The 13,394-nt window shown below is 49.9% G+C and carries 10 protein-coding genes; 7 read left to right on the top strand and 3 right to left on the bottom strand.

Annotated elements, in window-relative coordinates; all coding sequences use genetic code 11:
- Window positions 1–15: 15 nt before the first annotated feature.
- The gene (locus ACDE64_RS22160) at window positions 16–189 is read right to left on the bottom strand and encodes a hypothetical protein (protein WP_411348336.1); all 174 of its coding nucleotides are present in this window, start codon (window positions 187–189) and stop codon (window positions 16–18) included.
- 390 nt (window positions 190–579) lie between these two features.
- Here ACDE64_RS22160 and ACDE64_RS22155 point away from each other — a divergent pair, with 390 nt between their 5' ends.
- Window positions 580–2,640: a methyl-accepting chemotaxis protein gene (locus ACDE64_RS22155; RefSeq protein WP_411348335.1), complete on the top strand. Its 2,061-nt coding sequence runs from the start codon at window positions 580–582 to the stop codon at window positions 2,638–2,640.
- Between the two features lie 147 nt (window positions 2,641–2,787).
- Here the strand turns inward: ACDE64_RS22155 and ACDE64_RS22150 are convergent, their stop codons facing one another.
- Window positions 2,788–3,300 carry a cupin domain-containing protein gene (locus ACDE64_RS22150; protein ID WP_411348334.1) on the bottom strand — a complete coding sequence of 171 codons (513 nt, stop codon included), beginning with the start codon at window positions 3,298–3,300 and terminating at the stop codon, window positions 2,788–2,790.
- Window positions 3,301–3,752: 452 nt separating this feature from the next.
- On the opposite strand from ACDE64_RS22150, the gene ACDE64_RS22145 reads away from it, so the two are divergent.
- Both ACDE64_RS22145 and ACDE64_RS22140 read left to right on the top strand, forming a co-directional pair.
- Window positions 3,753–4,202 (top strand): FlxA-like family protein, encoded by a 450-nt coding sequence (locus tag ACDE64_RS22145; RefSeq protein WP_411344225.1) that lies wholly within the window; start codon window positions 3,753–3,755, stop codon window positions 4,200–4,202.
- Window positions 4,203–4,542: 340 nt separating this feature from the next.
- On the top strand, window positions 4,543–5,559 hold the full coding sequence (locus ACDE64_RS22140) for a PTS transporter subunit IIC (RefSeq protein WP_411344224.1): 1,017 nt from the start codon (window positions 4,543–4,545) through the stop codon (window positions 5,557–5,559).
- 316 nt (window positions 5,560–5,875) lie between these two features.
- On the opposite strand, the gene ACDE64_RS22135 is transcribed toward ACDE64_RS22140, so the two are convergent.
- Entirely contained in the window at window positions 5,876–6,382 is a 507-nt protein-coding gene (locus ACDE64_RS22135; RefSeq protein WP_411348333.1) for a Crp/Fnr family transcriptional regulator, read from the bottom strand.
- A gap of 436 nt (window positions 6,383–6,818) precedes the next feature.
- Here ACDE64_RS22135 and ACDE64_RS22130 point away from each other — a divergent pair, with 436 nt between their 5' ends.
- From ACDE64_RS22130 to ACDE64_RS22115, 4 genes are all read left to right on the top strand, one after another.
- Entirely contained in the window at window positions 6,819–8,045 is a 1,227-nt protein-coding gene (locus ACDE64_RS22130) for an ROK family transcriptional regulator (protein WP_411348332.1), read from the top strand.
- A 10-nt stretch (window positions 8,046–8,055) separates the two neighbouring features.
- Window positions 8,056–9,093, top strand: a complete 1,038-nt coding sequence (locus ACDE64_RS22125) for an ROK family protein (protein ID WP_411348331.1) — start codon at window positions 8,056–8,058, stop codon at window positions 9,091–9,093.
- Between the two features lie 219 nt (window positions 9,094–9,312).
- On the top strand, window positions 9,313–10,542 hold the full coding sequence (locus ACDE64_RS22120; RefSeq protein WP_411348330.1) for an MFS transporter: 1,230 nt from the start codon (window positions 9,313–9,315) through the stop codon (window positions 10,540–10,542).
- Between the two features lie 336 nt (window positions 10,543–10,878).
- Complete coding sequence (locus ACDE64_RS22115) at window positions 10,879–13,164, top strand: helix-turn-helix domain-containing protein (protein WP_411348329.1); 2,286 nt, start codon at window positions 10,879–10,881, stop codon at window positions 13,162–13,164.
- Window positions 13,165–13,394 lie beyond the last annotated feature (230 nt).

The raw sequence follows: 13,394 nt of genomic DNA, 5'->3' as shown, positions 1-13,394 counted from the left end.
AAAAGATGCAATCCGTTAACTGCTGCTGTAGGAGCTACCTTTGCCACGACGCTTGTAATGATTGTGATTATACTGGTTGTGGTGACCACCACGACGATAGCGGTCGCTGCTGCTATAGGAACGATGACTATGTTTTTTGGAAGATTTGGAATTCATGACTTGTTTGATAATACTCTTGATCAGACCCATATGAATAACCTCCTTCAGTAATCTTACCGTGTGTATACGATTGGTTTCCCCAGCGGTTTCTGTTCAGACGCAAAAAAACGCGAAAAATAATATATTTTAGCTAATTTTAAGGTTACCTTCAGCTGACAACGGATTATTTATGTATATATAGACTTATTTAGCATGAAAATTAATATGTTTTATAAAATTTAATTACTTAAAATCGAAATAATGATTCAATGCAAGCTATTTAGGATATAAACAGATATATAGTCTTAAAGAACCACTACCAAGGTTACAATCTTGAACATATACTAGTGACTATATTCATTGTTTCTGTGACGGACGACGCATAGGCGGAAAGTATACAGCATATTTTAGATAGAAGATACAAAGGAGAACATCAATATTATGAGTACATTCAAGCAATGGTCAGGCAGTCTTTTCGTGAGGATACTGGGGATTTCGGCTCTCTGTATCGTAATTCCAATGATCGCGGTTATGCTGATCGTCGGTTACCGGATGACCGAATCGTATGAGCAATCCAACATGCAGTCACTATCCAGTGTTGTTAGCGAAAAAGTTAAAGAACTAAACATCATCATCAAATCCCAACAAAATGCAGCAGAATCCGTTGTGAACGATCCGTACAACGTAGACTTCTTCAACAATCTGGATCGCACAGGTACACCGAATACAGAAGAATTGAGTCGCATTCGCGAGAACATAACGAAGAAATTGCAAGATTCCGGCGGTTTGTATGAGAATATCTTTTTCATGCATAACGGTGCGCTGTACGTAGATGGAATCGGCGGCAGTTCGGTCGGTTATACACCGACAGCCGAAAAAGACCCATGGTATCCCAAAGTACAACAAAATCCGGGTCCATTCATTAGCGATATTATGACATCTCCGGTATCCGGCTCGTCCGTGATCGTAATCGGAAATGTCGTTGCGGCAGCCAATGGCACGACCAACAACCAACCAACCGTATTCGCATCTCCGCTGAATGTCAACGTCCTGTTACAGGATGTTGTCCGTAAAGGCGATGGCGATACGCTGAATACGATCGTATTGAATGCCAATGGCGATGTCGTTGCTTCTCCAGACGAATCGCAAGTCATGAAGCTGAATCTGAGCAAAGTCGATACCGAAGGCATGTATGCGCAGGTTCAATCCAACACTAGCGGCAACGGCTTTGTAACGATCAATGGCATGCGTTATATGGCTGTATTCCAAAAAGACGGCGATCTTGGTTTGACCGTCGTGACCATGCAGCCGGTTAGCATCTATATGGAACGCGTTCACGAGATGATCGTGCTGATGATTCTCGTAACTGTGATCAGCCTGATCGTAGCACTGACCATCATGTTCCTGCTTGTACGCGGTATTATCCGCCCAGTACAACTGGCATCTTCCGGTCTGAAACGTATGTCCGCAGGTGACTATTCCACCGAAATTCCGGAGAAATACAAGCATCTGAACGGCGAAACGGGTCAACTGCTGCAAGCGATGAATCAGATGCAGCAATCGACTCGTGCGATGATTACGGCTGTCTCCGGCGAAGTAGAGCAATTGCGCTCTGTCAACGCGCATACGAACAGTGTATTTAACGACATGTCTACTAGCATTCAGGATGTATCGGCAACGACGCAAAATATGTCCGCAGGCATGGAAGAAACTGCCGCATCGACGCAGGAGATCAGTGCATCCACCCGTGAGTTTGAGACGGCGATTGAAACGATTGCCCGTGGTGCACAAGAAGGAGCCGAGAACGCCAACGCGATCAATCTGCGTGCTACCGAATTGAAAGAGAAGTTGACGACGTCTATTGCCAATACAGGTACAGCTTACAATGAGATCAAATCGGGACTAGAAGAAGCGATGGAGCAATCCAAATCGGTCGAAATGATCAAAACATTGAGCGAATCCATTTTGCAAATTACGAAGCAGACCAACCTGCTTGCACTGAACGCTTCTATCGAAGCTGCACGTGCTGGTGAAGCGGGCAGAGGCTTCTCTGTCGTAGCGAACGAAATCCGCCTGCTTGCCGACGCATCACGCGATACCGTCGGTCAAATTCAAGGCATCACCGAAGAAGTGGTTGATTCTGTCAACAATCTGCAACAATACACTGGTCGCCTGATCGGTCTGCTGACTACCGAGATCGCAGCCGACTACGATATGATGCAGAAGACGAGCGACTATTATATGCAAGACGCGAGCGACATCGACCGCATGGTGAGCGAATTCAGCGCGACAAGTGAACAATTGAGCGCATCCGTACAAAATCTGGCACAGGCGATCCACGAAATCGCCCTGTCCAATAACGAATCCGCCAACGCCACCGAAGAAATTGCCGAAGCCGCCCAAGCCATTCTCGAAAAAGCAGGCAACGTATCCACCGAAGTCGAGAAGACCAACGAAAGCGCCGAACGCCTCAGCGGTATGGTCGACAAATTCAAGTTTTAATAAAAGGTTCCACATGATCTAACGCCAAAGACCCGACAGAGTCCAAACTCTATCGGGTCTTTATTTTATACGTACACTATATAAGGATTCCTGCTCATCCATGCTGAGCGGTTCCTTACACCATAACGACTCCCACGAATTGTACCCTCAATTCTCCCCACGCCACAACCGAACCAACGGTCCATCTACTCCAAACACCGGGTCGGTATCCGGCAAAGGCACCTGCGGAATCTCTCCCAACGCCTGCTCATATTCCCCTGTCTCACCAGTACGCGTATTGTACGACATCCCACCCGGATAAGCCCCTACAATCCGAAAATCCTCACTAGCCTCCAACCGCTTATGCCCCGTTCCCGCTGGCAGCACTACCACATCCCCAGCAACCAGCGTAAACGCCTGCCCCTGCTCGCCGCCCAACTGCACCGTCACTTCGCCACTCACAACCCCCAGCACCTCATGCGAATTGCTGTGATAATGATGATATCCAAACACCCCATTGACCCAACTATTCAACCATCCATTCCCATTAAAAACCGCCTCCACATCCCCCAACCGATCCTTCAAAACCTCTCTATACATCAAAACAGGCAATCCCGAATTCGGAATAACCCCATCATCCTCAAAATAAACCTCCCGCAAACCCTCAACAAATCCACTCATCCCAAACACCCTCCCAACTCAATATACATTCCTAACCCTTACGTAACCTACACCCACAACTTAAAACCAAAACATTAACAATCCCCACCTAATTACTTCTCCTACTCGACTCAAAAAAGTAAAAATTTCCGCATGCATGAACTCCCACTCCCATTCTCTCCCTGCCAAATTCCCCTGCTAAAATCGAATATTGGCTTCAGCACAAAGCGGAGGAAAGGAAATAAGGGGAAAGGACGATTTTGGAGGGGCGGGAATCTTCATTCTCTCCTCCATTCAAAGATTCCCGCGGCTCCACCCGAGGACGTCCCCTTATTCCTTTCCGCAGCGACTGTTGCACCAATTTCCGATTTTCAACCAACCTCATATACATAAACAACCATATTCTGCCGATAAATAAAGTGGGAATTCTGGAACAAGACGAGGGTTATTCTACGGAGCAGAGGAGTTTTCCCATGAACATTTCATCCACCTCGTCAACAACGGCGTCGGCCTATTCATCGACCCAATCTTCCAGCAACACGGCCGCGCTGGAAAAACAAAAAGCAACGCTGCAAACCCAATTGACCAAGCTTCAATCCGGCACAGACAAAACAAGTTCGGATACGGAGCAACAGATCAAGCAGATTCAGCAGCAAATTCAACAGATTGAACGCCAGATCGCACAGGCAAAAGCAAGTTCCGGTTCCAGCAGCAGCTCGTCCGACGGCACAACAGACAGCACATCCACCGAGCAAACGAGCGCAACGGATGAGCCGAAATCGACCGAAGAAGCAACACTGGATGCTATGAAAAAAATGCAAAACAGTGAAGCCAAAAAGGCGAAAGAGCAAGAGCAACAAGAAGCCAGAGAACGTAGCTTTGCACAAATGGGCATCGGAAGCCTATTTAGCGCGAGCGTTTAATTGCATATCCGTCAGACAAGCCGATTCGAGGTGAAACACTTGGGCGCCTGGAACCGGCTTGCCAACGGAAGATGCAACATGAAGCAGGCTTGATGCATGCAAGTCTGATCAGCCGTCCATCTTGGGGACGGCTTTTTTGTATTTTCTGGTCGAAATTGTGAATGTGCATGAAATTGCGAAAATTTTGTGTATTTGCTGTATTTTCTGAAAAATGATAGTTTACAGCGTTAAATCGCTGATGTAGGATTACAGAACGCAAATGTATTTCCTTGATGTCACCGTTGGATCGGAATGGAAGGAATTGCATCATGTAGAACTGGCATAAAGGGGAAACGGTAAAATGAAGGAGTATCTCATCAGCCGCATGTATAAGGCATCGGCAGGCATGGCAAACGCGGTTCTCGTGACGCTGGGGATCGGGTTGTTGTTTGAAACGTTTGGCAAATTTTTGGGCTGGGATACGTTGGTGTCCATCGGTACAGTAACCAAGTTGCTATTAGCACCGGCACTGGGCGCGGGCATTGCATACCAGCTGGGCGGCAACTCGCTCGTCCTGTTCAGTGCAATGGCGGCAAGTACGATTGGCGGCGCAGCTCTGCATATAAATTCAGATGGCGGCATGACGCTCGTAACCGGGCAGCCGATCAGCGCGGTGCTGGCAGCTGCGGCAGCTACATACGTAGGGAAACGAATTACCGGACGCACGAAGCTTGATATGATGGCGATTCCGCTAGGTGCGGTCTTTGTCGGCGGTCTGGTCGGTGCGGGATTAGCGGCAGTGGTGACGCCGCTACTGACGACGATCAGCGCGGCGATTACGACGTCGGTACAAGGTCATCCACTGCTGGCACCGATGGCGATCTCGCTCGTGTGGAGTATTTTGCTCATGTCTCCGGCATCGTCGGCAGCGATTGCGATTGCTCTCAAATTAGACCCGGTATCCAGTGCAGCGGCATTGATCGGTTGTACTGTGCAATTTGTCGGGTTTACCCTGATGTCGGTACGGCAAAATGACGCGGGCGGCTTTATCGCTCAGTTTCTGGTCACACCGAAAGTGCAATTCCCGAATCTGGTCAAAAATCCGCGCTTGGTCATTCCGACCTTTATCTCCGCGATTATTTGCGCCCCGATTGCAACGCTGCTGTTCCATTTCCAAGCATCTTACGAATTGGCAGGTCTGGGATTGAACTCGTTGATTGCGCCGTTGAATATTTTGGCGATTCAGGGTGCGGGTGCATTTACGGTATACGTGCTGATCGGGATGGTATTGCCAGCGATGATTACACTGGCGCTGTACGGCGTATTGAAAAAGATCGGCTGGGCAAAGCCGGGCGATCTGCATATGGAAGTGCGTTAAGCGCAGGACTGGATAGCTGATGGGAGAGAGGCAGCGTATGCAGTCGGAGTCTCCGCAACATTGTGAGAGACTGCGATATAGACGGTTTGCTGAATCGAACCATAGTGAATCCAACCGTAAAGAAAAAGCAGGCTTTCAACCGAAAGCCTGCTTTTTTGTGTTCGAGTTCCACTTTTTTCGTGAGCAAGTGAGGGTTGATTTTATAAAATAATCGTCTGGCTCAAATAAAATTGGAGCAGTTTAGCTGAGTTGAGTACCATTCCGTAATGCTTACGAGCCGAATTTGTTTCTATTTAGGATTCTATGCAGCCTAGTTCTATTGCTGCCGAGTCTGCGCGCGTAGCAAACGATTGACTGTTTCCCGGCGTAGACCGATCAATTGACCGATCTCGTCCTGAGTGAGAATATCGGTGAGGCTGATATCGTTGAGATAAGTAGCAAACCAGTGCTGAAGCTGCTCTAGCTTTTCCGCCGGGGTGGTGCGAGTGAGCTGGTCGATGCGCTGCTGCATCATGCGCAGCTTGTCCTGAATCAGTGTCGCTACTTCGCGGTACAGAGCGGGCTCGTGCTCTAGTCGGTAGTACCAATCAGCGGCGTGAACTACTTCTACTTCGGCGTTGGTCAGGGCAATAGCTGTGCCGTGATAGCTAGTTGGACTGATCAGCGAATGGTGCGGAATCATCTCGCCGGGCACGATAATATTGAACAACAACAAACTGCCGTCCTCGTGCAGCCGGACGATTTTGAACAATCCGCTGTTGATCCGATATAGTGGACCGTCTTCGCCCTGACGGAATAAGGTATCGCCTTTGTGAAGTTGCAAGGTTAGTCCTCCTCTGTATGTAGCTTATGTCGAAATGGTCGTTTATCCTATGCATCAATAGATCGTTCATTGGGATTGCACATGATATTGTCTCATTATCCTGAAGGGTGATGCAAGCGAATCCCGAAGCGGTGCAGCTGATCCAATGACCGGAGTAGAACACCCATCCAATTCAGCATCCGATTCCGTTGCTATCAAAATAAAAACGATTTATGGAAAATAACAATAGACAGCGCAAAAGAGCGGGCGTATACTAAACCCAACCGAATTAGTAAACAAAGTTTACTAATATAAAAAAACATAGCGATCTCACACTTCCGATGCAGCAAACAATCATTTGTTTTGGTGCTATTCTTTGTGATGAATGATGTTCATTTGAAACGAAAACGAAAACGAAAACGAAAACGAAAACGAAAACGAAAACGGAGGAGGAACTATGCCAACATCTATCGGAAATCCGCAGATGATTCGTCATTTTAACGAGTATCTGATTCTGGAATTGATCGTGCAGTACCCGGGTCTGTCGCGGGCAGAGATTAGCCGTCGTACTGGGATTAGCAAACCGACGGTATCAGCGGCGGTACAGCAATTGTTGGATCGTCAGTTGATATGTGAAACTGGGCTGGACAGCAATCAGCAAGGGCGCAAAGGGCAAGTGCTGGAATTTAATGCGAATGTGTTTTATTTGTTTGTGCTAGATATTGGACCGGAAGGCATCGCGACTGGCATCGCTGATCTGTCTGGTCATGTCGTAGCGGGTGAGCCGGTGTTATGGACAGAGTGTGGTGATAATCCCGATGAGCAGCATCTGGCATCGCTGTTATTGTCCCGTATGCACCAGTGCGCCGAGCAGCTGAGTATTACGCCGCAGCATATTCGTTTTGCCAGTGCGGGTATTCCGGCGGTTGTTGATCCGGTCACTGGTCGGATTCAAACGTTATTGCCACAGCTGAATCCATATATGTCTTTGCTATCGTCAACGTCACTGTCCAAGCAGCTCGGCATGGAAGTGCTGCTGGACAATGACGTCAATCTGGCAGCGGCTGCGGAAAAGCAATATGGTGTAGCGAAGACCGCTGCCCATTTTGCCTACTTGTATCTTGGAGAAGGGGTCGGCGCCGGGCTAATGATCGACGATAAGCTGTATCGTGGACTGCATGGAGCTGCTGGTGAAATCGGACAATCTGCTACATCGCTGACGGCTGGCTCATCGGGTCAGCATCGTCGACTGGAGCAGCAGATTGGCAGTGAAGGATTACGTGAGCTGATGGCAGATTATGCGGCACAGCATCCGAATGCTGGTCTGGATGGATGGCAAGTAGAACAATTGCTGGATGCGGCAGCACAGGGACAGCCAGCGGCGCAGTCTATTGTGCAGCAGTATGTGGAACGACTCGTATTGCCGCTCAGTCAGATGACGGCGCTGTTATCACCGGAAATGATCATATTCGGTGGACCGATTGGCAGTCAGGCGGAGCTGTTCATTCCGCAGCTTCAGCAATCGTTGCAATCGTTTGTACCAGCGATGCCGCAGTTGAAATCTTCCGCTCTGAGCGGCAGTGCCGTTATGCGCGGAGCAGCGCGGGCGGGTGTCCAGCGTGCATTTGTCCATATTCGCGAGGACGTGCTAGCTGTCGGTACCCCCGTATCCATACACAAATAGGAGGCAAATTATGCAGCAACAGCAGAACGGAATCATACTCCCACCAGCATCTACATCTTCCTCTGATTGGTATGCAGGCATTGATATTGGCGGAACCAAGACGCTGATTATCCTTGCTCGCCGTGACGGGCAGATTGCGGCGAGGTGTAAACGACCGACGGTGCAAACGGCGGAACCGTCGGATTTTGTGACATGGCTCTTTGCTATGCTGGATGAAGTATTGCAGCAGCAGGGATTGACCCGGCAACAGCTGGCAGGGATCGGTATCGGCTTACCGGGTGCGGTTAACCCGGAAGAAGGCACAATTCGTCATGTGCCCGCGTTGCCGCTGGATGGAATCAATCTCAAGCAATGGATTGCGCCACATTACGACGGTGTGCTGTATCTCGACAACGATGTGAATGTCGCGGCACTCGGTGAACGCTGGCTTGGAGCAGGGGCCGAGCGTCGTCATCTCGTCATGGTGACCGTCGGTACAGGCATCGGCGGCGCCGTAATTATCAATGGGCAACTGTATCATGGAGCGGATTATACGGCGGGCGAGATTTCGTACTTTGTCGTGGATCACCAGCCGGGAGAACCAGCGACACAGCAGGCAAGCAGCACTGCATTTGGACGTTTTGAAGCGCTGGCATCGGGAACGGGCATCGGTGAGCACGCGCGGCGCTGGTTGCAAGAACACGACTTGTCTTCGCCAAGTATTGATACTGTCTTGCAGGCAGCGGGCGGCAATGTAGAGCAGGTGCAGGCGGTGCATGTACTGGAGCTGGCAGCGGCTGGTCATGCAGAAGCAGTGGCGATAATGGAGCAACCGCTAGATTATATGGCGGCAGGGCTAGCGAATATCATTGCGCTGCTGAATCCGCAGTGCATCGTTGTCGGCGGTGGCGTGTCGGAATCGGCATATTATATGGCAGAGCTACAGCGGCGGACGCGAGCATTGATCCCGATTGATTGTATGATTGTCCCGGCACAGCTAGGCAATGAAGCCGGAGCACTAGGGGCAGTGTATGGCGCGATTACAGCAGGTGCACGGGAACAGATCTGAGCGAATAACATTCGATACATGGAATGAGAACCTTACTGTATGCACACAATAAACAAAGCATTAGAACAATAGAGAAGACTACATTTGAAAACAGATAAGAATCTAAACAGACAGAATACAGCAAAACGGCACATTACAGAAAATAGACAGAGTACAGAAAACAGACAAAAAGCCTGCCAATACGAGCAGGCACTCCATTGGATAAAGGAGCAAATGGGAATGGGTTCGTTGTTTGGTGAGAAAGCGGGCGTGCGTAAGCAGGCTGCGGAGCGCCCGGAAGTAGATGCCGAGGCGCGGCAGACGCTGCTGCGTATTCGTGGGTTTTATTTGCTGGCGGGGTTGGCGGGTGGCATGTTCAATCCGTATCTGTCATCTATGCTGGTGCATGGCGGAAAGGGCAGTGCGCAGGTTGGGCTGCTAATGTCGATTGGGACGTTGATCTCGATTCTGATTCAACCCGTGTGGGGCATGCTGGTTGACCGATTTCAACAAATGCGGCTGGTGCTAATGCTTAGTGTTGCAGTGCCAGCGGTATTGTCGGTCTTTTACCAGAGTCCGTATTTTCTAGTATTGACGGTTATATATACGTTATCGATGGTGTTTGCGGCAACACAGGCACCGATGTCGGATTCGTATGCATTGGTCGCGGCGCAAAAGGCGTATACGACGTATGGAGCGATTCGTTTTCTGGGCAGTCTTGGCACGGCGGCGGGAAGTTATCTGGGCGGGCTGTATATTAGTCGGTTGGATGTGTCGTTGATCTGGGTTCCATTTCTGGTGTTCAATCTGCTGGCGGCGGCGCTGACGTTCTGGTTACCGCGCCGTTCGGATGAGAGTCGAGTGTTATCGCAATCGCTATCGGCGGGCATTCGGACGCTGCTGGGCAATAGGATGTTTCTCTGCTTTCTCGGTGGCTGTTTGCTGGTGAATCAGACACTGACGGCGTTCAACTCGTACTTTGTGCTGTCATTTCAAGAGGCGGGCGGCACGCTGAAAATGGCGGGTGTTGGGCTGTTCATCGCATCCGCAGCGAATATTCCGGCGATGCTAATCGCGGCGCGTGTCATTCGGCGCTTCGGGCATGAGCGTATGCTGTTGGTCGCGGCATTTGCGTATATTGTGCGCTGGGGCATTCAGTATCTGTTTCCGGTTCCGTGGGTCATGGTAGCGGTGCAATTGCTGCATGGCTTGTCGTTTGGATTCTTTTACATCTCGGCAGTGGAATATGTGTCCCGTATCGCTGCCAAACATATGCAGGCGACCGGGCAGAGTATTTTTAATATGGTATTTGTCGGTCTCGCAGGTATTGCGGGCAATCTGCTGAATGGGTATTTGCTGCAAACAGGCGGTGCAGCGATGATGAATCTGTCATGCGTGATCAGCGCCGGGTTGGGAGCGGTATTGCTCGGCTATGTGGCGCTACGCAGTCGCCACTCCATTTCCACGTAAAACAGGCATCTTCTGGAGTTCTCCCTCTCTGCATATATGAGAAATTTGTCGATTTAAAAATATAATCCCTTTATCCCCTCTACAGTCCACGCAGAAAAGTGTAAAATAAAAGTCAGTGTAAGCAATTTACGGAAGTCAGGTATATGAACATACAATATGCAAAAAGGATAAAATCAGAGAAATCCTTACATCATATCACCTGACGAAGCTGGAATTGGGCGAAATGGAACAATCAGAACGTAAGATGACGATCTCCTATGTTATAAAAAAGCACGGCGAAGAACATGGCGGGAATGTGCAGCGGGACAGATCATGTGTACGGGAGGGGGAAGCCCATTGCTGTCAAAAAACTGGTATCGTCGTCTTCTTTTATCGTATTTTCCGATTTTTCTGCTAACGATCTCGATGCTGATCTTTCTGTCGTTTATCGTCATTAATGAGATTTCGCGGCAGGAAACGGCGCGGGCGGATCGCATCTCGACCAGTTATATGATGGATACGATGGATCGGTCGGTGCAAGGAATTGAGATGGATGTGCTGCGCGATGCAGAGACGTCGATAGCGTATGATGAATTTCTAGCGGATCGTGATTCTGGCGATACGGCAGTCACCTACCAGACGGTCGAGCGTCTGCGTCAATTGATGGACAATAACGATCTGCTGGAATCGATCTACATTTATCGGGATGCCGATCAGAGTGTGCTGACTGTGCAAGGGTTACAGCCGCTAAGTGGATTCCGAGATGAGCCATTCGTCAAACAGGCGCTGACCGAACCAGAGCAGCAGGGCTGGTCGGCGATGCGTTCCTTTGCCGAGATGGGCAGCGATCCAAGTCGTCAGGTGATTAGTATGCACAAGCGATTGCCGCTGCCATTTGGCGATCAGGGGATGATTGTGATCAATGTGAGCGTGTACGGAATGCAGCAGCTGGCGGCGTCGATGGTCAATCCGCAGGTGTCGTTTCTGACTATTACCGATGCAGCCGGACAGCAGGTATATCCACCCGCGCTGACCGAGCAGGATGAAGCGGAGCAGGACGAGCCGCTGACTCAGCTGCATTCTGATCGGTTGAACTGGAATCTGGATAGCGGGCTGCGTGCAGGTCAATTGTTTGCGTGGGTATCGGTCATCTCCTACATCTGGGTGCTGATTGGCGTGCTCGTCGTAGCGGTGTCGATTGCTTATATTATTTATATTACTCGCAAAAATTACAAGCCGATTCAGGTGATGATGAAGCGGATCGAATCGCTGCAATTGTCAGGCACCGAAACCGCGCGCAAGGACGAAATGGCACTGATCGACGAAGCGCTGGAGAGCCTGATGAAGCAAACGGTCGATTATGAGCGCCAGCATCATGAGAATCTGCTCATTCGCCGCCGTCGGCTGTTCATGAACTGGATTGAAGGCGAGCCGCCAGAGCAATTGCAGCAGGAGCTGGAGCAGCTGCGTATTTTCCCTGATCTGCACGGACGACCGGATCAGGCGGATGAATGGAAGTACGCCTTTATCGTCGCTGAGATTCAAGATTATGATGCGTTTCGGGAAAAGGGCAGTACGCAGGAGCACAATACGCTCAAGCTAGCGCTGACCAATGTGTTTCAGGAATTGGCGCAGCAGGATGGCGTCTCCGGCTGGTGCGAATGGATTAGCGTGCGCCGTGCAGGTATTATTATCGCTGATACAGGTGATGAACGTCGCTGGATGCGACTGCTGTTCTCGCTATCGGCCGGTAGTCGCGAGTGGGTGGAGCATAATCTGCATTTGACGATGAGCTTTGGCACTGGCATTACGGTGCGTCAATCTGCTGACCTGCATCTCGCTTACGAAACGGCGGTAGAATCGATGAAATATTCGATGACGCTCGGACGTGATGGGGTGGTGATGTACAGTGATCTGCCGGAAGGTGGAGAACCGGACAGCTATCGGTACTTGCAGGCAATCTCGGATTGGATCAAGGAGTATCGGCTGCGTCAACCAGAGTGGCGGGAACGGCTCAAGCAGCTGCTTGATCGGTTTGAAGAGGATATTTTAAAAGATGACAGCATTCGTTCCTTGGTATTATCGCTATTACAAATACTCGGTCGTGAGCTAGAAGGCATGTCCGAACCGCTAGATCGCCTATTGTCCGGCGAGCAGGCAGATTGGGTAATGGAAGCAATCGCAGAAGCGGAGACGGTGGAGGAGATTCATGCATCGCTGCTGCAATATTTGGAGCAGGTGGCGCAGATGTATGAGCAGGCAGGCGATTCTACGAATCATCGCGCCCTGATTGGTGAGATGAAGGCGTATATGGAGGAGAACTTTGCCAATCCAGATTTGTCACTCAATCATCTGAGCGAACGCTTCCATGTCACGCCCAAGTATGTGAGTCATCTGTTCAAGGCAGAGCTGGATGTCAAATTCATCGATCTGCTCGTGCAGCTGCGGTTACAACGCGCGGAAGAATTATTATCCTCAACGGACGATACGATTCAGAATATCGCGATTCAGGTGGGTTATGCGAACTCGATTACATTCGGCAGGGTGTTCAAGCGTATTATCGGCGTGACGCCGGGCGATTATCGCAAGCTGAAAATGAAGCCCGGCAGTTCGTTGCTGCCGCCGAGCGAACAGCGGAAGTAGGTACGGATCATATCGTAAGTCTAGCGAGTGAAATCTAATGTGCGGAAGATACTTCTGCAATGTCGACACTTGTTGAACAGGTGTATGAGATGCAGAGAAATGTTCTTACAAAGCGAAGATAAACACTGATTTTCATGATGAAAATGGGCAGTCCGAGGTCGGGCTGCTTTTTCTCTTTTTGCCAGAAAGAGGGACGGGATCATTCGTTAAGCCAGTAGCAGCAAGGGATC

Source organism: Paenibacillus sp. WLX2291, assembly GCF_046603665.1.
Classification (GTDB): Bacteria; Bacillota; Bacilli; order Paenibacillales; family Paenibacillaceae; genus Saccharibacillus.
The sequence above is the reverse complement of the archived record's forward strand: the minus strand, read 5'-3'. Positions and strand labels throughout refer to the sequence as shown.

What these genes read in the sequence shown, in the direction of transcription:
- ACDE64_RS22140 (WP_411344224.1), top strand. Translation starts at nt 4,543, where the DNA reads ATGAAGGAGTATCTCATCAGCCGCATGTATAAGGCATCGGCAGGCATG.
- ACDE64_RS22125 (WP_411348331.1), top strand. Translation starts at nt 8,056, where the DNA reads ATGCAGCAACAGCAGAACGGAATCATACTCCCACCAGCATCTACATCT.
- ACDE64_RS22130 (WP_411348332.1), top strand. Translation starts at nt 6,819, where the DNA reads ATGCCAACATCTATCGGAAATCCGCAGATGATTCGTCATTTTAACGAG.
- ACDE64_RS22150 (WP_411348334.1), bottom strand. Translation starts at nt 3,300, where the DNA reads ATGAGTGGATTTGTTGAGGGTTTGCGGGAGGTTTATTTTGAGGATGAT.
- ACDE64_RS22145 (WP_411344225.1), top strand. Translation starts at nt 3,753, where the DNA reads ATGAACATTTCATCCACCTCGTCAACAACGGCGTCGGCCTATTCATCG.
- ACDE64_RS22160 (WP_411348336.1), bottom strand. Translation starts at nt 189, where the DNA reads ATGGGTCTGATCAAGAGTATTATCAAACAAGTCATGAATTCCAAATCT.
- ACDE64_RS22120 (WP_411348330.1), top strand. Translation starts at nt 9,313, where the DNA reads ATGGGTTCGTTGTTTGGTGAGAAAGCGGGCGTGCGTAAGCAGGCTGCG.
- ACDE64_RS22155 (WP_411348335.1), top strand. Translation starts at nt 580, where the DNA reads ATGAGTACATTCAAGCAATGGTCAGGCAGTCTTTTCGTGAGGATACTG.